The sequence below is a fragment of the Stappia sp. G46H5W genome (assembly GCF_058448995.1).
Window position 1 is genome coordinate 286,673 of the sequence record NZ_JBZFLL010000006.1, and the last position, 18,934, is coordinate 305,606.

Sequence of the window (18,934 nt, forward strand, 5' to 3'; positions counted from 1 at the left end):
TGGCCGGAAAGCTTGGCGACAGCCGGTTGAACCCCTGTTGCAAGCCCGTATAACTGAACGACACACAAGATCCAGCGAGCGTTTGATTCGAATGAGCGACACTCCGACGGGCAGCGAAAGCGAACCGCAAGCCACCAACGGCGCAGATGATTACGGCGCCGACTCGATCAAGGTTCTCAAGGGCCTTGATGCGGTGCGCAAGCGCCCGGGCATGTATATTGGCGACACCGACGACGGCTCCGGCCTCCACCACATGGTGTACGAGGTGGTCGACAACGCCATCGACGAGGCCCTGGCCGGCCACGCCGACCGCGTTACCGTGACGTTGAACGCCGAAGGCTCGGTCACCGTGACCGACAACGGCCGCGGCATTCCCACCGACCTGCACTCCGAGGAGGGCGTGTCCGCTGCCGAGGTCATCATGACCCAGCTGCATGCCGGCGGTAAGTTCGACCAGAATTCCTACAAGGTGTCGGGCGGCCTGCACGGCGTCGGCGTTTCGGTGGTGAACGCCCTGTCGACCTGGCTCGACCTGCGCATCTGGCGTGCCGGCAACGAGCACCGCATGCGCTTCCGCAATGGCGAGGCCGAGGCCCCGCTGGCGGTCGTCGGCCCGGCGGAAGGGCGCAAGGGCACCGAGGTGACCTTCCTGCCCTCACCGGAGACCTTCACTCGCATCGAGTTCGATTTCGGCACGCTGGAGCACCGTCTGCGCGAGCTCGCCTTCCTGAATTCCGGCGTGCGCATTCTCCTGACCGACCGCCGCGGCGTCGAGGAGAAGGCCGTCGAGCTGTTCTACGAGGGCGGCCTGGAGGCCTTCGTGCGCTATCTCGACCGGGCCAAGCACCCGCTCATCGAGGCGCCGATCGTCTTGCGGACCGAGAAGGACGGCATCACGGTCGAGGCGGCCATGTGGTGGAACGACAGCTACCACGAGCAGGTGCTGTGCTTCACCAACAACATCCCGCAGCGCGACGGCGGCACCCATCTCGCCGGCTTCCGCGGCGCGCTGACCCGGCAGATGACCGGCTATGCGGAGCAGTCGGGCATCCTCAAGAAGGAGAAGGTCTCGCTGACCGGCGACGATTGCCGCGAGGGGCTGACCTGCGTGCTTTCAGTCAAGGTGCCGGATCCGAAATTCTCGTCCCAGACCAAGGACAAGCTGGTCTCCTCCGAGGTTCGTCCGGTGGTCGAAAACGCCATCAGCGCCGCGCTCGCCGAGTGGCTGGAAGAGAACCCGGCGCCGGCGCGCGTGCTCGTCTCCAAGATCGTCGAGGCCGCCTCGGCACGCGAGGCGGCGCGCAAGGCGCGCGAACTGACCCGGCGCAAGGGCGCGCTGGACGTTGCCTCGCTGCCCGGCAAGCTTGCCGACTGCCAGGAACGCGACCCGGCCAAGTCCGAGCTCTTCCTGGTGGAGGGCGATTCGGCCGGCGGCTCCGCGAAGCAGGGCCGCAGCCGCGAGAATCAGGCGATTCTTCCGCTGCGCGGTAAGATCCTCAACGTGGAGCGGGCGCGCTTCGACAAGATGCTGTCGTCGAACGAGATCGGCACGCTGATCACCGCGCTCGGCACGGGCATCGGCAAGGAAGAGTTCAACCTCGCCAAGCTGCGTTACCACAAGATCATCATCATGACGGACGCCGACGTCGACGGCGCCCACATCCGCACGCTGCTGCTGACCTTCTTCTTCCGGCAGATGCCGGATCTGATCGAGCAGGGGCACGTCTATATCGCCCAGCCGCCACTCTACAAGGTGAAGCGGGGCAATTCCGAGCAGTACCTGAAGGATCAGGAAGCGCTCGAGAACTACCTGATCGACACGGGCCTGGAGGATTGCACGCTGACCCTTGCCAGCGGCGAGGTGCGCAGCGGACACGACCTGCGCGACGTGGTCGAGAAGGCACGGGCGGTCGCCGGGATTCTCGACGGCCTGCATTCGCGCTACGACCGCGACGTGGTCGAGCAGGCGGCCATCGCCGGCGCGCTGAACCCGGACGTGCACGACGATCCGGTGCGCGCGGCGGAAGCGGCCGCCTATATCGCCCGCCGGCTGGACATTCTGGCCGACGAGTTCGAGCGCGGCTGGGAAGGCAAGGTGCTCGACAACGGCGATCTGGTGTTCGAGCGCACGGTGCGCGGTGTTCGGGAGGCGGCGACCATCGACGCGGCACTGCTCGGCTCGGCCGACGCCCGCAAGCTGGACGCCCGCACCCAGAACCTGCAGGAGGTCTACGTCAAGGCCGCGACGCTGGCCCGCAAGGGCAGCGAGACGGCCATTCGCGGCCCGCGCGCACTGCTCGACGCGGTCTTCGTCCAGGGGCGCAAGGGCATCGCGATGCAGCGCTACAAGGGTCTGGGCGAGATGAATGCCGAGCAGCTCTGGGAAACCACGCTCGATCCGAACGTGCGCTCCCTGCTGCAGGTGAAGGTGCGCGAGGCGGATGCTGCCGACGACATCTTCACCAAGCTGATGGGCGACGACGTCGACCCGCGGCGCGCCTTTATCCAGGAGAACGCCCTCGCGGTCGCCAACCTGGACGTCTGACGCTCTTCGGCCCGCCGGCCGGAATGCCCCAGGCTCGAAACCGGACGCCGGAATCGTGCCGCAGGCATTCCGACGCGGCGGAAAACGCCGGGAAGCGGGATTCTCCCTTTGACAAAGCGGGCCGCCCCCCCTATACGAAGCGGCCAAGACATTCCTCAAAAACAAGCTGCAAGCAACCTATGCCGACAATCAACCAGTTGGTTCGCCTGAACCGTAAGCCGACCGTCAAGAAGTCCAAGACCCCCGCGCTGGGCGGTAACCCGCAGAAGCGCGCGGTTTGCACCCGCGTCTACACCACGACGCCGCGCAAGCCGAACTCGGCTCTTCGTAAGGTCGCGCGTGTTCGCATGACCAATGGCAATGAAGTCACCGCCTACATCCCGGGCGAGGGCCACAACCTGCAGGAGCACTCCGTGGTGCTCGTGCGTGGCGGCGGCCCGAACGACCTTCCGGGCGTGCGCTACCGCGTGATCCGCGGCGTGCTCGACACCCAGGGCGTCAAGGACCGTAAGAAGCGCCGTTCGCTCTACGGCTCCAAGCGTCCGAAGTAAGCTTCCGGCCGGGTCGCACCCGGCAGGGAATTGTCTTGTCGAGGCCTTCCGGACACCCGTCCGGGAGGCCTTGATGTTTTTGGGCTTCAGGATTAGCGGGCACGCGACCTAGAGCGTGCCGGCCTCCAGCCGTTTCAGGCTGCGCGCGGCGGCGTTGAGATAGTCCTTGCGGGTCTCCGCCGACATGCGGTCCCAGGTCCGGTAGGGCTGGGCAAGGCGCGGATTGGCGCCGAGCTTCTCGCGGTTGCGGATCAGGAAGTCCCAATACAGTGCGTTGAACGGACAGGCGTTTTCGCCGGTGCGGTCCTTCACGTCGTACTGGCAGCCGCGGCAATGGTCCGACATCTTGTTGATGTAGTTGCCGCTCGCCGCATAGGGCTTGGAGGCGAGCAGCCCGCCATCGGCGAACTGGCTCATGCCGACCGTGTTCGGCAGCTCCACCCATTCGAACGCGTCCGCATAGACCGCGAGATACCACTCGTGCACCTGGTGCGGGTCGATGCCGGCGATCAGCGCGAAATTGCCGGTCACCATCAGCCGCTGGATGTGATGCGCGTAGGCCTCGTCCCGGGTCTGGCCGACGACCTCGCGCAGGCAGGCCATCTTCGTCTCCGCGCTCCAGTAGAAGTCCGGCAGCGGCCGGCTCGCGCCGAAATGGTTGGCGCCGGCATAGTCCGGCATCTTCAGCCAGTAGATGCCGCGCACATATTCCCGCCAACCGATGATCTGGCGGATGAACCCCTCGGCCGAGTTGAGCGGCACGGCACCGTCCAGAAATGCTTGCTCCGCCTTGCGGCAGACGTGCAAGGGGTCGAGCAGGCCCGCATTGATGTAGGGCGACAGGACCGAGTGGTAGAGATACTTTTCCCCGGTCAGCATGGCGTCCTGATAGTCGCCGAAACGCGGCAGGGCCTCCTTAATGAAGCGCTCCAGCGCCTTCTCCGCATCCTCAGTGGTGACGGCGAAGCGGAACGGGGTGAGCATGCCGAACCCGTCCGGAAAGCGTGCCTCGACCAGTTCCAGCACCGCCCGCGTCGTCGCGTCCGGCTCAAAGTCCAGCGGGCGCGGCATGAAGAGGTCGGTGTCCGCCGGCTTGCGGTTCTCGCTGTCGAAGTTCCAGCGGCCGCCTGCGGGCTCGTCGCCCTCCATCAACAGCCCGGTCTTGCGCCGCATCTCGCGGTAGAAATACTCCATCCGCAGCTGCTTGCGGCCCTCAGCCCAGGCGGCGAACTCCTTGTGGCTGCACAGGAACCGGCTGTCGGGCAGGATTTCGAGGGGCAGATTGTGCTCGCTCTCAAGCCCGCGCAAGATCTCCAGCACCCGCCATTCGCCGGGCTCGGTCACCCGGATCCGCGAGGGGCCGTGCCGCGCCACGGCGCGGCCGATCTCGCCCGCAAAGCTGCCGGTGTTGTCCGGATCGTCGAGCTCGACATAGTCGACCTGCCAGCCGGCATCGCGCAGGGCAGCGGCGTGATGGCGCATGGCGGCCAGGATGAAGGCGATCTTCTTGCGATGATGTGGGACGTAGGTCGTTTCCTCAGCGACCTCCATCATCAGCAGTCTTGCAGCGCTCTTGTCGACGTCCTGCAGCGCCGAGAGGCCGAAGGAGAGCTGGTCGCCGAGGATCGGGATGAGGACAGGTTGGGTCATGGCTCGCGGGAGCTGCGGGGAAAGAAGGGGCTCTTCCCGGTTACGCATCCCGGCCTTGCGCGGATCTTGCCCCTCTCGCATCGGGGGCGGGATGGGGGACAGCCTGGCGTGTCCCCCATCCCGCCCACGGGGACAAACGAAAGACGCCCGGTCGGTGTCCCGCCGGGCGTCTTCATCAAACTGGCTTTGCAAATTTCGAGACGGATTTTGCAAAATCCCGTCTCGATTTCCGCCGATTTTGCGACGGCGCTCGCAATCTCGCCCCAGGCTCAGCGGGGACAAGTGCCTGCGTCGGTGTCAGGCGGCGATACGGCGCTGCGCCTTGAAGGCGACCGGGGTGCTCTCGCGGTTGCGGCGACGCTCCTCGGCAGAGATATACACCAGCGCGTGATGCTCGCTGCAGTAGGAAATCCCCGCATCGACGCGGTTGCGGCACGGGAAGGTGTAGTTGCCGCCGGTGCCTTCGGCCCACTTGCACTGGCCGGCGCGCGGCAAACGGAGTTCGGTCATCGTTCTGTCCTTCAGTCTGGTGACGCCTTTCACTCCGAAGCGCGATCCACGGGGCTTGCCGAGGCATCGGTGTCAGGAGCGCCTGCCAGCGGCTGCGCGTCAAAAAAGCCGGGCCAAGGCCCGGCATCGATCCGATGACTGTAATATAGGTGTCACATTGCCAAAGGCCAAACGCATCTCCGGCATGGGAGCCATGCCTATATTGCAGTGCAACGATGTGGTTAATGCCGAGCGGTTGCAGTCTTACTTCACCGTTCGCGTTCTTCGCGAAGGTTGGTGACCACCCGGCGGTTCTGCGCCTTGCATTCTTCTTCGGCGCAGTCGCGCACCTTGCGCTCGGTGCCATAGCCCTTGGCCCAGAGCCGGTTCGGCGAAACGCCCTTGCCGACCAGATAGGCCATGACCGCATTGGCCCGGCGCGTCGACAGGGCCGTGTTGTCGCCGGCGCTGCCCGGATCGTCCGCAAAGCCCTGGATCTTGGCGAACCAGGTCCGGTTGGTCTTGAGCCACTCGGCCTGCTTGTCGAGCGTCATGCGCGCCGTCTCGTCGATGTCGGCCGAGCCTGGCGTGAAATAGGTCCGCCGCCCGACATTGAGCATGAAGGCTTCCTCGCTGCCCGGCTCCATGTTGGCGAAGCCGAGCACCGGCGCGTTGGTGACGTCCGGCGAGGCGACGTTCTCGACCGTGTTGCAGCCGGCCAACAGGGCCGAGGCGACGAGCCCGGCAACAAGCAGGGGCGAGAGCGGGGCACGCGGCCGCGCGGCGGGGCGGCCGGTTTCGGGCATCGGAAAGACGGTCACGTGCGCTCCTGATCCTTCGGGGTGCCGGCGCCCAGATGCTCCAGAACCGATACGCGGGTTCCCACGGGGCAACGCTGGTAGAGGTCGATGATGTCTTCTGGGAACATGCGGATGCAGCCCGACGAGACGTCGCTGCCGATGCTCCAGGGCTCCAGCGTGCCGTGCAGCCGGTAGCCGGTATCGGCACCGCTGTCGTGGTGCAGGTAGAGCGCACGCGGCCCCAGCGGGTTGTTCGGGGCGCCGCCCTCGACCAGTTTCGGCAGGTCGGGCTGGCGCTTGCGCATCTCCGGAGGTGGCACCCAGCGCGGCCACAGCGACTTGCGGCGGACCTGCGCACGGCCGAACCACTGGAAGCCCTCGCGCCCGACGCCGACGCCGTAACGCAGCGCGGTGTTGTTTTCCCAGATCCAGTAAAGGAAGTGGTTGCGGGTATCGACGACCACCGTTCCGGGCGATTCTTGCGAGAAATACTTGACCATCTGCCGGCGCCAGTGCGGCTTGATCACCGAGAAATTGGTGCGCCGGTACTGGAACCCGTTGTCGGAGGCGGCCCCGTCGAACCATTTCGAGGACGCGAATGCAGGCATGGGCAGCGAAATGTTCGTCGCCATCGCACCGGCGCCGACCAGCAGCGCACGCCGTGTCATGGATGCCGTCATGCCGTCTCCTCCTCCTGACGGGCAGCCGCTCCCGCTCCGCCCTCGTCAGTATCTGCGAGCGCGGAACAGTCCTATTACTGTCCATCGCGGAGAAAACGTCAATCCTTCGAAGTTTTTCAGTTTGGTGACGGGCCCGGCGAAGGCGTTTCGCCGAAGTCCGCGCCGGCCGCCGACAGCGCCTCGCGCGTGTCGAGATCGAGGCGCGCGGCCTCGCCGATCTCCACCTCGCGCATGGCCGAGGCGTTCTGCCCGATCAGGTGACGGGCGCCCGTGTCGCCCTCCAGCCGCGCCAGCGCGTCGAAATGGCTGCGGTCCCACAGGACCGGATTGCCACGTTTGCCGTGGGTGGTGGCAAGCACCAGGGTGACGCCCTCATCCGGCCGATAGGCCTCGATCAGGCGGTCGAGAACGGGGCCGTCGATGCCCGGCATGTCGGCAAGCAGGATCATCGCAGCATCGGCATCCGTTCCCAGGGCCTTGATGCCGGTGCGGATCGAGCCGGCCATGCCGTCGGCATAGTCCGGATTGTGCACCAGCGCGACGTCGAGCCCGGCAAGCGCGTCGGCGACCTCCTCGGCCATGTGGCCGGTCACCACGGTGAGGCGGGACAGCCCGCTTGCCAGCGCCGCCCTTGCAGCGATGCGCACCAGGGGCTCGCCGCCGATCTGGGCCAGCAGCTTGTTGACGCCGCCCGCCCTCCGCGACTGGCCGGCGGCCAGCAGGATGCCCTCGATCCGCCGCCCGCGCGGTGCCGCCTGCAGCGGCTCCTGCGTCGCCTCGCGTGCGGGTTCGCGCGCCACCTCGCGCGGCTGCGGCCGCGTGCCGATCTCCATCAGGAGGCCGCCGACGCCCATGCCGGTGATCTCATGGGGAGTGACGGGCAGGTCCGCCATCAGCCGGTCGAGCACCCAGTCGAAGCCGTTTTCCTTGGGGCTGCGGGCGCAGCCCGGCGCGCCGAGAACCGGCACTCCGCCGACCTCGCCGACAAGCAGCAGGTTGCCCGGGTCGACGGGCATGCCGAAATGCGTGACCGTGCCGCCGGCCTGCCGGATGGCGGTCGGGATGACGTCCTCCCGGTCGACGATGGCCGAGGCGCCGAAGACCAGAACCAGCTCCGCCCCGTCCGCGATCAGCGCGGCGATGGCCTTGGCCGTCTCGCCCGCCTCGTGGGCGACCCGGAGCTCGCGGGTGAGCTGCGATCCATAGACGGCAAGGCGGCTTTCGGTGATCCGCCGGGTCTTGTCTAGGGTGGCGGGCTTGAGATGCGCAAGCTGGGTCGCGACCAGCCCGACGGGGCGCGCGCGGAACGGAGCGACGCGCACTGCCCCGCCCACCGCCTGGCAGGCGGCCTCCACATCGGCGCGCGGCGCGGCGAAGGGAATGATCTTGGCCGTCGCCACCATGCGGCCACGGGTGATCCGGGCGTAGGCGGGCAGTGTGGCCAGCGTGATGGCCGGATCGATGCGGTTGGTCCGGTCGACCGCGTCCCTGTCGACCACCAGCAGGCCGTCGGCATCGGCATGGAAGTTGACCCGGCCGGTAAAGGGCGGCTCCAGCGTCATGCCGCCGCCGGACGCAGCCTGCGCGATGCGCCGCGCCGCTTCGTCCTCGTGGCAATCGTCCGGGCCGAGCCGGGCGGCAACGACCTCCGCGATGCCCGCATCCGCGATCCGTGCGATGTCGCCGGCGGTGAGCAGGTGGCCCTTCTTCAGCGCGCCGTCGGCAAGCCGCAGCGTGTGGGCGAGCAGGGCGCCTTCCGCCTCTCGCGTGGCGAGCGGGCCGAACTTCACGGCCGGCCTCCCTCTCCCTTGGGTTCGGGGCTCTTGCGAAGGGCGGCGATGATGTTGGCGAGCACGGCTACGGCGATCTCGGCCGGCGAGGCCGCGCCGATATCGGCGCCGATCGGGGCATCGATGCTGTCGAAGGCGGCCGGTGTCACGCCGGCCTCCAGCAGGCGCTCGCGCCGCTTGCCATGGGTCTTGCGGCTGCCGAGCGCGCCGACATAGAAGCACCCGGCCGACAGCGCGGCCTGAAGCGGCACGTCGTCGATCTTCGGGTCATGGGTAAGCGCGGCAAGCGCGGTGTAGGGATCGAGCGCCAACTGGTCGAGCACGTCGGCCGGCCATTCGGCGAGCAGCGTACCGTCCGGAAACCGCTCGGGCGTGGCAAAGGCGGTGCGCGGGTCGACGACGGTCACGTCGAAGCCGGCGATCTGTGCCATCGGCACCAAGGCCTGGCTGATATGGACGGCGCCGATCAGCACGATGCGCGGCGGCGGCACGCTGACGGTCAGGAAGGCCTGGCCGCCGCCTGCAAGCTCGACCAGCCCGGACTTGCCGGACCTCAGCCTGGCGCGCAGCTCCGCCGCCAGCGGATCGGCGTCCGTGATGTCGCTTGGGGCGACGAGGCGCTGGGCGCCGCTGCCGATCTCGGTGACGAGGATCGCGGGCTTGCGGCCGCTGCGGGCGGCGTTGAAACGGGCAAGGAGCTGTAGGTCCATGAAAGCGGTCCTGAAAATGGGGAGGCGCCGGCGAGCAGCACCTTGAGGCAGGCAAGGCGGATGGCGCGGAAGGGACCTTCCGCGCGCGGGTCAGGACGGCCGTGCCACCGGCTCCACATAGACGCGGATGCGCCCGCCGCAGGACAGGCCGACGCGCCAGGCGGTCTCGTCGGCGACGCCGAATTCCAGCATGGCCGGCTTGCCGGTCTCGATCACCTCGGCCGCTTCGGCCACGACCGCGCCCTCGACGCAGCCGCCCGATACCGAGCCCTCGAAATTTCCCTCCGCATCGATGACGAGATGCGCGCCGACCGGGCGCGGCGCCGAGCCCCAGGTCTCGACAACGGTGGCAAGGGCGACGCGGCGCCCGTCGCGGCTCCAGCTTTCCGCCAGAACCAGCGGATCGATCTCCGTCCGGATTGCATCCTGTTGCATGTCCGTCTCCTTCGTTGCCTCGAATATAGGCCGAGGCCGCCGACCTGCACAGGCTTCCCGTCGCTGGCCTTTGGTCGGAAGGGGATGGCCTCTCCTCGTCATCGCGCACAGCGCTCCAGCGCGGGTGCGGGACCCATTGGCACCTTTGGCGGGTGTTTTTGCTGCAACCCCTCCCAACATCTTCCCGGACGAGGCCGAAGGCCGAAGATCCGGGACCGGCGAGCCACAGCGGGTGCGGGTTTGGCCCGGAGCGCTTCGGCAACGCCCTCGGCTCTCCGGTCCCGGGTCGCGCTTCGCTTGCCCGGGAAGACGAAGGAGAGGCGAAGCAACGTCGGCGGGTGAGGGAAGGTAGTGCCACTTTCTCAAGGTGTCGTCCCGGTTTCGGCGCAGCCGAAGACCGGGATCCAGTAACCCCGGACGGTTCAGCCTGAGCTTCGGCGCTGTTGCCGGAACGCAGCTGGCTTCGCGCCACCATTCGCTCCGGCGGATACTGGGCGCCTGCCTGCGCAGGCGTGACAGCCGTGGAGGTGGCGATGCGCTTCCGTCTCACAGCCGCTGAAGTTGCCAATGGGTCCCGGCTCTGCGCTGACGCGCGGCCGGGATGACAGCCTGAGGGGAGGCGCGGCCGGGATGACAGCCTGAGGGGAGGCGCGGCCGGGATGACAGCCTGGGAAAATGGCGAAGACCTCGCATCCCCTCGGCCGTCACCCCGGACGAGCAACGCGAGATCCGGGGCCTATTGGCTGCCAGAGCGGTTGCGAGGACGCAGGTGGCCGACGGCATCGCTTCGCCCTTGCGGGACATCGGGCGCTCCCCGTACACAGCTGCAGCAAAGAAAAAGGGCGCCGCAAGCCTGCGGCGCCCTTCGACGTGTCAGCTGTCCGCTGCGGCGTTATTCGGCCGCGGCGCGAAAGGACGGGGCAGCAGCGAGGATCGCGCCGTCCACATGGCTTTCGAACTTGGCGAAGTTGGTGACGAACATGTCCACCAGCTTGGCGGCCTGCGCGTCGTAGGCCTCCTTGTCGGCCCAGGTCGAGCGCGGGTCGAGGATCTTCGGATCGACGCCCGGAACCTCGACCGGAACGGCGAAGCCAAAATTCGCGTCCGTGCGGCACTCGACGTCGCGCAGCGAACCGTCCAGTGCGGCGGAGAGCAGCGTGCGGGTGGCACGGATCGGCATGCGGTTGCCGATGCCGTAGGCGCCGCCCGTCCAGCCGGTGTTGACCAGCCAGCAATCAACCTCATGGGTGGCGATCAGCGAACGCAGCAGGTTGCCGTACTCGGACGGATGACGCGACATGAACGGCGCGCCGAAGCAGGTGGAGAACGTCGCCTGCGGCTCCGTCACGCCCTTCTCGGTGCCGGCGACCTTCGCCGTGTAACCGGACAGGAAGTGATACATCGCCTGGGCCGGGGTCAGCCGCGCGATCGGAGGCAGCACTCCGAAGGCATCCGCCGTCAGCATGATGATGTTCTTGGGGTGCGGCGCGCGGCCCGTCGGGCTGGCGTTGGAGATGAAGTGGATCGGGTAGGCGCAGCGGGTGTTCTCGGTCTTCGAGCCGTCGTCGAAGTCGGGAACGCGCGTCTGCTCATCGAGCACGACATTCTCCAGCACGGTGCCGAAGCGCTGGGTCGTGGCGTAGATCTCCGGCTCCGCCTCGGCCGACAGCTTGATCGTCTTGGCGTAGCAGCCGCCCTCGAAGTTGAAGACACCGTCCGGGCCCCAGCCATGCTCGTCGTCACCGACCAGCGTACGGGTCGGGTCGGCCGAAAGGGTGGTCTTGCCGGTGCCGGACAGGCCGAAGAACACGGCCGTGTCGCCCTCGTCGCCGACATTGGCGGAGCAGTGCATCGGCATCACGCGGCTGGCCGGCAGCAGGAAGTTCAGCATCGAGAAGACGGACTTCTTCATCTCGCCGGCATAGGAGGTGCCGCCGATCAGGACGATGCGGTTGGTGAAGTCGCAGGCGATCACCGTCTCGCTGCGGCAGCCGTGGCGCGCGGGATCGGCGCGGAAGCTCGGCAGGTCGATGATCGTCATCTCGGGGGCGAAATCCGCCAGCTCCGACGCATCCGGGCGGATCAGCAGGTTGCGGATGAACAGGGAGTGCCAGGCGTATTCGGTGAAGACGCGCACCTTGATGCGGTGGACCGGATCGGCGCCGCCATGCAGGTCCTGCGCATAGAGCGACATGCCCTTGGCATGGGCCGCCATGTCGGCATGGAGAGCGGCGAACTGCTCGGGGCTCATGGAGTTGGAATTGTCCCACCACACGGTGTCGCGGGTGGTGTCGTCGATGACGATGAACTTGTCCTTCGGCGAGCGGCCCGTGTGGACGCCGGTGTCGGCGACGAGCGCGCCGCCATCGGCGACGACGGCCTCCCCGCGGCGCAGCGCATGCTCATAGAGCGCCGGTGCCGTGAGGTTGCGATGAAGTCCGCCGAGCTCCTTCAAGCCGCACATGCCAGCGTCTTTCGAAGAAAGCTCTACGCCCTGATCCGCCATGTTTCCGAGATCCCTGTATCGTATTTGGTTCGACCGGTCCTTCGTGGACCGCTGAGACTGCCGGCTGCCGCGATATGCGTCCTGTCGCGATTTCGCAATATGAGTCCGGTAGCGTGTGAACTGCCGGCGGCCCTGGTGCCGGCGCACGGAACGGCCGTCGACCCCGTGTCGGGTCCGGCCCTGCTGTCTTTTTCGCTTTTGGCAGAGCGAACCTAGTGGATGGCCCCCAAATCAACAAGCGCAACGAAGGTGGCCGGTTCGAGATTAAATCGATTTAATTCACCGTTTCTGCAGTTATAATTATTTTTTAAGGAAAAATAATACGTGTTCCGGCGCCGGTTCCGGTGGAATACTCGTTTCATATCAGATCATTCGCGGATCATCCGTTCGGAACCGCGCCAAATGGTCGCGAAACCGGGCCGCGGGACGGGCCGGACCATGGCGGATTCGCATGGCTGACCGGCCCGGCGCTTTCGGCTATGGTCGGGGCCCGATTGCCCGGCGCAAGACAGCTTCGCGCCCGCTTCCCGCCTTTTCCGTCTCACCCGTCAGGCCAAGATGTCGACACTTCGCAGTCCCGCTCCCGCTTCGGCGGGGCATCATTTCCGCGCAACCGTGGCGCTGGCGCTGCCGATCATCGTCTCGCGCGCGGCACTCGTCATCATGTTCACCGTCGACACGGTGATGGTGGGCCGGGCGAGCGCTGCCGACCTTGCCTATTTCGGCCTCGGCGTCGCGCCGCAGCTGACCTTGATGATGGTCGCCGTCGGCGCGCTGCAGGCGACCGCCGTGCTGGCCTCGCAGGCGCTGGGCGCGGGCGATGCCCCGCGCGCCGGCGCGGTGCTGCGTGCCTCGCTCGCCCATGCGCTGGCGCTCGGCCTCATCTGTCTCTTCCTGTCGATGCTGGCCGAGCCGTTCTTTCTGGCAACGGGACAGGACGCGGACCTGGCCGCGGGCGCCGCGCGCGTCTCGCACGCCTTCGGCTTCGGCATGCCGGGCATCCTGCTGTTCGTCGCCTGCAACCTGTTCATGGAGGCGACCGGCCGGCCCAAGACCGGCATGGTGATCATGCTGGCCGCCAATCTCGTCAACGTGCCGCTGAATGCGCTGCTCGGCTACGGCTGGGGCGGGTGGTTCGCCGCCGGCGGGGCGGAAGGCATCATGATGGCGAGCACCATCGCCCGCACGCTCGCCGGCCTCAGCATCCTGACCATCCTGGCGATGCAGGCCCGGCGCGACGATACGTTCCGCATCCTGCCGCGCCGCAGCGCCGGGGCGGCCGCGCTCGGCCTGTGGGCGGACCCGGATGCGCGCCTGCTGCGCCGGCTCGGCCTGCCGATGGGCCTTGCCCAGGGCGTGGAAAGCGCCGCCTTCGCCACTGTCGTGATGATGGCCGGCTGGCTCGGCACCGCGCAGCTCGCCGCCTACCAGACGACGATGAGTCTCGTCACGCTGACCTTCATGATGGCCATCGGCACCGGTGGGGCGACGGCCATCCGGGTGGGCCGGGCCTTCGGCGAGGGCGACATGGCCAATGTCGGGCGCGCCGGCTGGACGGGCATCGCGCTCGGCGGGCTGTGGCCGCTGCCGGTGGCGCTGCTGTTCCTGCTGTCGCCGGAAACGGCGGCAAGGGCCGTGACCTCCGACCCGCGCACGGTCGAGGCGGCGGCGCAGGCGCTCTTCGTCGCCGGCTTCATGCTGTCGATCGACGCGGCGATGGCGGTGACCATCGGCGCCCTGCGGGGGCTTGGCGACGTGTGGTGGCCGACCCTGTGGCAGATCGGGGCGTTCTGGCTGATCGCGATTCCGGTCGCCTATGTGATGGCGATCGTGCTGGCGGTCGGCGCGGGCGGGCTGATCGGCGGGCTGATCGCCGGCATCATCGTCTCCTTCACCGGCCTGTCGTTGCGCTTCGCGCGCCAGAGCGCGATGCGGCGCCTTTCGCCGGTGGTTCCGCTGTAGCGGTCGGCGATTGCTGCCGGGCATCGCCATAATTTATGCGCATTTGCACCCGCAAGGCTGATAAACCAAGACGAGCGAACAAGAAGAACGGGTTCAGGGCTTTCGACCATGCCGACGATCGCACTCGTAGACGACGACCGCAACATCCTGACCTCGGTCTCCATTGCACTGGAGAGCGAAGGATACAGGGTCCATACCTATACGGACGGCTCCTCGGCCCTCGACCGGCTGATCACCGATCCGCCGGATCTTGCCATCTTCGATATCAAGATGCCGCGCATGGACGGCATGGAGCTGCTGCGGCGGCTGCGCCAGAAGTCCGACCTGCCGGTGATCTTCCTGACCAGCAAGGACGACGAGATCGACGAGCTGTTCGGTCTCAAGATGGGCGCCGACGACTTCATCCGCAAACCGTTCTCGCAGCGCCTGCTGGTGGAGCGCGTCAAGGCGGTGCTGCGCCGCGTGCAGCCGCGCGACCCGGCGACGAGCAAGCAGGAAAGCGACAAGCTGCTGGAGCGCGGCGACCTGATCATGGATCAGGAGCGCCACACCTCCATGTGGAAGGGCCAGCCGGTGACGCTGACCGTCACCGAATTCCTGATCCTTTACGCGCTCGCCCATCGTCCGGGCGTGGTCAAGAGCCGCAACGCCTTGATGGATGCGGCCTATGACGATCAGGTCTATGTGGACGATCGCACCATCGATAGCCATATCAAGCGGCTGCGGAAGAAGTTCAAGCTGGTCGACGACAGCTTCGACATGATCGAGACGCTGTACGGCGTCGGCTACCGCTTCCGCGAGGGCTGACGGCAGCGCCGCGCCCGCCCGGTCGATGCGCGATGCAGGCGGGGCGGCGTGCCTGCAACGCGTGGCCGGGACGGCCCCGGTCGGGGAAAGTGCCGGGAAAGATGAATGGCGATTGAGGTGGACACGAGCGGGCGTGCCGAGCATGAGGCCGACCGGCGGACGTCTCCTCCGGCCGAGGCCGGGGGCGCGCCGGCTGCTGCCCGCGGTCCCAACAGCCAGCGCCGCTTCCGCAGGCGCATCCTGTCGCGCATCGCCGGCTCGATCTCGCCCTATCTCACCTCCTCGCTGACCCGCCGCATCCTGGTGCTGAACCTCGCCGGCCTGTGCGCGCTGGTCGGCGGCATCCTTTATCTCAACCAGTTTCGCGCCGGGCTGATCGATGCCCGCGTCCAGAGCCTCCTGACCCAGGGCGAGATCATCGCCGGCGCCATCGCCGCCTCGGCGACGGTGGAGACCGACGGGCTGATGGTCGATCCCGAGCAGCTGCTGCAGCTGCAGGCGGGCGAAAGCGTCTCGCCGACCGACGGCTCGCGGCTGACCGACTTTCCGATCAATCCCGAGCGCGTCGCGCCGGTGCTGCGCCGGCTGATCTCGCCGACCCGCACCAGGGCGCGGATCTACGATCCCGAAGGCATCCTGATCCTCGATTCCCGGCATCTTTACGCGCGAGGCCAGATCCTGCGCTTCGACCTGCCGCCGCCGACCACCGAGGAACCGGGCCTGTGGGACCAGATCTGGGCCGACGTGAAACTGTGGTTCCGCCGGGGCGACCTGCCGCTCTACGAGGAGATCGGCGCGGGCAACGGGCGGGCCTATCCGGAAGTGGAGGCAGCGCTCGCCGGCTCGCCCGCTAGCGTGGTGCGCGTGTCCTCGCGCGGTGAGCTGATCGTCTCGGTCGCGGTGCCGGTGCAGCGCTTCCGCGCGGTGCTGGGCTCGCTGCTGCTGTCGACGCAAGGCGGCGACATCGACGCCATCGTGCGGGCCGAGCGCATCGGCATCGTGCGCGTGTTCCTGGTCGCCGCGACGGTGACCATGGTGCTGTCGATCCTGCTGGCCGGCACCATCGCCGGCCCGGTTCGGCGGCTGGCGGCGGCGGCCGAGCGGGTGCGCCGGGGCATCAAGTCGCGCGAGGAGATCCCGCAATTCTCCGAGCGGCGCGACGAGATTGGCCATCTGGCGAGCGCGCTGCGCGACATGACCAACGCGCTCTACAACCGCATGGACGCGATCGAGACCTTCGCCGCGGACGTGGCGCACGAACTGAAGAACCCGCTGACCTCGCTACGCAGCGCGGTGGAGACGCTGCCGCTGGCCAAGCAGCCGCAGGCGCGCGAGCGGCTGATGGAGGTCATCCAGCATGACGTGCGCCGGCTCGACCGGCTGATCACCGACATTTCCGATGCCTCGCGGCTGGATGCGGAACTGGCCCGCGCCGATGCCGAGCCCATCGACATCTCGACGCTGCTGCTGGGCGTGTGCGATCTGGCCAACGAACGGGCGGCGGCCGGCGAAGCGCGCGTCGAGGTGCATATCAATTCCTCGCGCCGCGACCATCCTTACCGGGTGCTCGGCCATGACAGCCGCCTCGGCCAGGTGGTCAACAACCTGATCGACAATGCCCGCTCCTTCTCGCCCCCCGGCGGCACGGTGCGGGTGACGGCGAACCGCACCGCCGACATGGTCGAGATCATGGTGGACGACGACGGGCCGGGCGTGCGCCCGGAGCTGCGCGAGCGCATCTTCGAGCGCTTCTATACCGACCGCCCGGAATCCGAGGGCTTCGGCAACAATTCCGGCCTCGGCCTGTCGATCTCGCGCCAGATCGTCGAGGCTCATCGCGGCACGATCTCGGTCGCCAACCGCGAAACGGTGGATGCCAAGACCGGCGAGACCCGCATCGACGGCGCCCGCTTCACCGTGCGCCTGCCGGCCGAGAGCCGGGGATGAGCGGCGGCGACACGGTTCATGCCTCCTGCATCCTGGTCGGCAGTGCCGGCATCCTGATCCGCGGCCGCTCGGGTGCGGGCAAGTCGCGCCTCGGCGAGCGGATTCTCAGCGAGGCGCGCTTGCGCGGCCTGCTGGCGCTGGCGGTGGCCGACGACCGGGTGGCGCTTGCCGCCCGCTCGGGCCGGCTGATCGCGAGCTGTCCGCCTCAGCTGGCGGGCCTGTGGGAGCGGCGCGGCGAGGGGATCGTTGAGGTGGCGGCCGAGACGCGCGCCGTGGTGCGGCTGGTGGTCGACCTGGTGCCGGAGGGCGAGCTGGAGCGCATGCCGGAGAGCGAGGCGATGCGCGTCACCCTGTGCGGGATCGCGCTTGCGCGCCTTGCCGTGCCCTGCGGGCACGAGCAGGACACGGCGCTCGACGTGCTGGCCGTACTGACGGGCCGGGCCTCCGACAGGGCCTGATCCGGGGGCGCTGCGTCAGGGTCCCTGTCGCATCCGCGCGGGACCTTGCGAAAAAGCCGGGGGCCGGGTCCGATTTTTCTTGCGCTGCAGCGTTACCTTGCCGACATTGGGCGCCCGGCATCGAACGACCGGGGGCGGGGAGCGCTCCGTCGCGTGCGGCCCGCGGGTCGCAGCGGCGCAAGACTGCAAGAGGCTAAGGTATCTGCACCGGTCGTTGGATCGGCGGGATATCCGGAAAAAGTCCATTGTGGTATGCGCCACGCCGGCCGCTGAAGGCGGACCGGACGGACGGACAAACGACGGACAGGGCATGATCGGTCTCGTACTTGTTACGCACGGACGATTGGCGGAAGAATTCAAGTCTGCGCTGGAGCATGTCGTCGGCCCGCAAGACCGGGTCGAGACGATCTGCATCGGCCCGGACGACGACATGGAGCAGCGCCGGCAGGACATCCTGACGGCCGTGGAGAGCGTCAATGACGGCTCCGGCGTGGTGCTGCTGACGGACATGTTCGGCGGAACCCCGTCGAACCTTGCCATCTCCGTCATGGACGGCACCAGCATCGAGGTCATCGCCGGCGTCAACCTGCCCATGCTGATCAAGCTGGCCAGCGTGCGCGGCGAAAGCGCCATCGCCGAGGCGGTGGACGAGGCCCGCAAGGCCGGCCAGAAGTACATTTCCGTTGCCAGCCAGGTTCTGTCGGGCCAGGGGTGACGCGATGATGGACCAGATGCAAGCGGCCGGGCTCACCCGCGACCTGAAGATCGTCAACCGGCGCGGCCTGCATGCCCGGGCCTCGGCCAAGCTGGTGAAGCTGGTCGAAACCTTCGACGCCGAGGTGGTGGTGATGAAGGACGGCCAGTCGGTCGGCGGCAATTCCATCATGGGCCTGATGATGCTGGCGGCCAGCCCCGGCTGCTCGATCCGCGTTTCCGCCACCGGCACGGAGGCGGAAAGCGCGCTCGCCGCCATCTCCGAGCTGGTGGAAAGCGGCTTCGGCGAGACCGACTGAGGCTTCGGTCGCGCATCTTCGCTGCCGCTCTGGCAACCAATGGGCCCCGGATCTCGCGATGCTCGTCCGGGGTGACGGCCGTAGTTGTGGCAGCGGCCTTTCCTCCCTCTCAAGTCGTCATCCCGGGCAAGCGAAGCGCGACCCGGGACCCATTGGCAACCTCGGCGAGGTTGAGACGGGAGCGCATTGCATCCCTCCACGGCGTTACGCCTGCGCTGGCAGGCGTCCAGTATCCGCCGGAGCGGATGGTGGCGCGAAGGCAGCCGCTATGCCTCCACGATCCCGGTTCTGCGTATCTCTGGCCAGAAGGGTGGCCGAGAGGGGGCCGGAGTGTTGCCGCATGCTTCCATGATCTGTTGGCGCTTCGTTAACCCAAGGGACAGGCACCGGGCCTTCGACTGAAAAGGACATAAAGAAATCTTTATATCCTTATTGCTTTGTATCGGTTTCCGGCCTATAAACCGGGCATCCGCCGGCTGCCTGCATCCGGCGCAAGGCGTTGTCCGCGCCGGACAAGGGGCCGAAAGGCCCGTGTTCCGGCGCCACACATGATCGTGCAAGACGCGCCAGAAAGACGAATTCCGGGGCAGC

The 18,934-nt window shown here is 67.6% G+C and carries 16 protein-coding genes; 8 read left to right on the plus strand and 8 right to left on the minus strand.

What is annotated here, in order from left to right; translation table 11 throughout:
• Positions 1-91: 91 nt before the first annotated feature.
• Both gyrB and rpsL read left to right on the plus strand, forming a co-directional pair.
• Positions 92-2,545 carry a DNA topoisomerase (ATP-hydrolyzing) subunit B gene (gene gyrB, locus ACVJ6E_RS19615; protein ID WP_120270506.1) on the plus strand — a complete coding sequence of 818 codons (2,454 nt, stop codon included), beginning with the start codon at positions 92-94 and terminating at the stop codon, positions 2,543-2,545.
• A 179-nt stretch (positions 2,546-2,724) separates the two neighbouring features.
• Positions 2,725-3,096: a 30S ribosomal protein S12 gene (gene rpsL / locus ACVJ6E_RS19620; RefSeq protein WP_067223430.1), complete on the plus strand. Its 372-nt coding sequence runs from the start codon at positions 2,725-2,727 to the stop codon at positions 3,094-3,096.
• Between the two features lie 108 nt (positions 3,097-3,204).
• Here the strand turns inward: rpsL and ACVJ6E_RS19625 are convergent, their stop codons facing one another.
• From ACVJ6E_RS19625 to ACVJ6E_RS19660, 8 genes are all read right to left on the minus strand, one after another.
• Positions 3,205-4,746 (minus strand): cryptochrome/photolyase family protein, encoded by a 1,542-nt coding sequence (locus ACVJ6E_RS19625; RefSeq protein WP_120270505.1) that lies wholly within the window; start codon positions 4,744-4,746, stop codon positions 3,205-3,207.
• A 297-nt stretch (positions 4,747-5,043) separates the two neighbouring features.
• Complete coding sequence (locus ACVJ6E_RS19630; protein WP_120270504.1) at positions 5,044-5,256, minus strand: hypothetical protein; 213 nt, start codon at positions 5,254-5,256, stop codon at positions 5,044-5,046.
• Between the two features lie 248 nt (positions 5,257-5,504).
• Positions 5,505-6,056, minus strand: coding sequence for an OmpA family protein (locus ACVJ6E_RS19635; RefSeq protein WP_491676514.1), 552 nt, complete (start codon positions 6,054-6,056; stop codon positions 5,505-5,507).
• A complete protein-coding gene (locus tag ACVJ6E_RS19640) occupies positions 6,053-6,715 on the minus strand; it encodes a L,D-transpeptidase (RefSeq protein WP_185924003.1) in 663 nt (220 codons plus the stop codon). The genes ACVJ6E_RS19635 and ACVJ6E_RS19640 overlap by 4 nt, the downstream gene beginning before the upstream one ends.
• Before the next feature lie 116 nt (positions 6,716-6,831).
• Positions 6,832-8,505 carry a molybdopterin-binding/glycosyltransferase family 2 protein gene (locus ACVJ6E_RS19645; RefSeq protein ID WP_120270503.1) on the minus strand — a complete coding sequence of 558 codons (1,674 nt, stop codon included), beginning with the start codon at positions 8,503-8,505 and terminating at the stop codon, positions 6,832-6,834.
• Positions 8,502-9,215: an XdhC family protein gene (locus tag ACVJ6E_RS19650; RefSeq protein ID WP_120270502.1), complete on the minus strand. Its 714-nt coding sequence runs from the start codon at positions 9,213-9,215 to the stop codon at positions 8,502-8,504. The genes ACVJ6E_RS19645 and ACVJ6E_RS19650 overlap by 4 nt, the downstream gene beginning before the upstream one ends.
• 90 nt (positions 9,216-9,305) lie before the next feature.
• Complete coding sequence (locus tag ACVJ6E_RS19655; RefSeq protein WP_120270501.1) at positions 9,306-9,650, minus strand: XdhC family protein; 345 nt, start codon at positions 9,648-9,650, stop codon at positions 9,306-9,308.
• Between the two features lie 892 nt (positions 9,651-10,542).
• Positions 10,543-12,156, minus strand: coding sequence for a phosphoenolpyruvate carboxykinase (locus tag ACVJ6E_RS19660; RefSeq protein WP_120270500.1), 1,614 nt, complete (start codon positions 12,154-12,156; stop codon positions 10,543-10,545).
• 558 nt (positions 12,157-12,714) lie between these two features.
• Between ACVJ6E_RS19660 and ACVJ6E_RS19665 the strand changes: the two genes are divergently transcribed.
• From ACVJ6E_RS19665 to ACVJ6E_RS19690, 6 genes are all read left to right on the plus strand, one after another.
• Entirely contained in the window at positions 12,715-14,118 is a 1,404-nt protein-coding gene (locus ACVJ6E_RS19665; RefSeq protein WP_120270499.1) for an MATE family efflux transporter, read from the plus strand.
• 108 nt (positions 14,119-14,226) lie between these two features.
• The gene (locus tag ACVJ6E_RS19670) at positions 14,227-14,925 is read left to right on the plus strand and encodes a response regulator transcription factor (protein WP_067223449.1); all 699 of its coding nucleotides are present in this window, start codon (positions 14,227-14,229) and stop codon (positions 14,923-14,925) included.
• A gap of 105 nt (positions 14,926-15,030) precedes the next feature.
• Entirely contained in the window at positions 15,031-16,872 is a 1,842-nt protein-coding gene (locus tag ACVJ6E_RS19675; RefSeq protein WP_120270498.1) for a sensor histidine kinase, read from the plus strand.
• Positions 16,869-17,330: a phosphoenolpyruvate carboxykinase (ATP) gene (locus ACVJ6E_RS19680; RefSeq protein WP_120270497.1), complete on the plus strand. Its 462-nt coding sequence runs from the start codon at positions 16,869-16,871 to the stop codon at positions 17,328-17,330. Before ACVJ6E_RS19675 ends, ACVJ6E_RS19680 begins: the two co-directional genes overlap by 4 nt.
• Before the next feature lie 310 nt (positions 17,331-17,640).
• Entirely contained in the window at positions 17,641-18,045 is a 405-nt protein-coding gene (locus ACVJ6E_RS19685; protein ID WP_120270496.1) for a PTS sugar transporter subunit IIA, read from the plus strand.
• A gap of 4 nt (positions 18,046-18,049) precedes the next feature.
• Complete coding sequence (locus ACVJ6E_RS19690; RefSeq protein ID WP_120270495.1) at positions 18,050-18,343, plus strand: HPr family phosphocarrier protein; 294 nt, start codon at positions 18,050-18,052, stop codon at positions 18,341-18,343.
• The last annotated feature ends 591 nt before the right edge of the window (positions 18,344-18,934 follow it).

Excerpts from the sequence above, each read along its gene's own strand:
- ACVJ6E_RS19640 (WP_185924003.1), bottom strand. The coding sequence starts at position 6,715 with ATGACGGCATCCATGACACGGCGTGCGCTGCTGGTCGGCGCCGGTGCG.
- ACVJ6E_RS19670 (WP_067223449.1), top strand. The coding sequence starts at position 14,227 with ATGCCGACGATCGCACTCGTAGACGACGACCGCAACATCCTGACCTCG.
- ACVJ6E_RS19625 (WP_120270505.1), bottom strand. The coding sequence starts at position 4,746 with ATGACCCAACCTGTCCTCATCCCGATCCTCGGCGACCAGCTCTCCTTC.
- ACVJ6E_RS19660 (WP_120270500.1), bottom strand. The coding sequence starts at position 12,156 with ATGGCGGATCAGGGCGTAGAGCTTTCTTCGAAAGACGCTGGCATGTGC.
- ACVJ6E_RS19665 (WP_120270499.1), top strand. The coding sequence starts at position 12,715 with ATGTCGACACTTCGCAGTCCCGCTCCCGCTTCGGCGGGGCATCATTTC.
- gyrB (WP_120270506.1), top strand. The coding sequence starts at position 92 with ATGAGCGACACTCCGACGGGCAGCGAAAGCGAACCGCAAGCCACCAAC.
- ACVJ6E_RS19650 (WP_120270502.1), bottom strand. The coding sequence starts at position 9,215 with ATGGACCTACAGCTCCTTGCCCGTTTCAACGCCGCCCGCAGCGGCCGC.
- rpsL (WP_067223430.1), top strand. The coding sequence starts at position 2,725 with ATGCCGACAATCAACCAGTTGGTTCGCCTGAACCGTAAGCCGACCGTC.
- ACVJ6E_RS19655 (WP_120270501.1), bottom strand. The coding sequence starts at position 9,650 with ATGCAACAGGATGCAATCCGGACGGAGATCGATCCGCTGGTTCTGGCG.
- ACVJ6E_RS19690 (WP_120270495.1), top strand. The coding sequence starts at position 18,050 with ATGATGGACCAGATGCAAGCGGCCGGGCTCACCCGCGACCTGAAGATC.
- ACVJ6E_RS19630 (WP_120270504.1), bottom strand. The coding sequence starts at position 5,256 with ATGACCGAACTCCGTTTGCCGCGCGCCGGCCAGTGCAAGTGGGCCGAA.
- ACVJ6E_RS19685 (WP_120270496.1), top strand. The coding sequence starts at position 17,641 with ATGATCGGTCTCGTACTTGTTACGCACGGACGATTGGCGGAAGAATTC.
- ACVJ6E_RS19680 (WP_120270497.1), top strand. The coding sequence starts at position 16,869 with ATGAGCGGCGGCGACACGGTTCATGCCTCCTGCATCCTGGTCGGCAGT.
- ACVJ6E_RS19675 (WP_120270498.1), top strand. The coding sequence starts at position 15,031 with ATGGCGATTGAGGTGGACACGAGCGGGCGTGCCGAGCATGAGGCCGAC.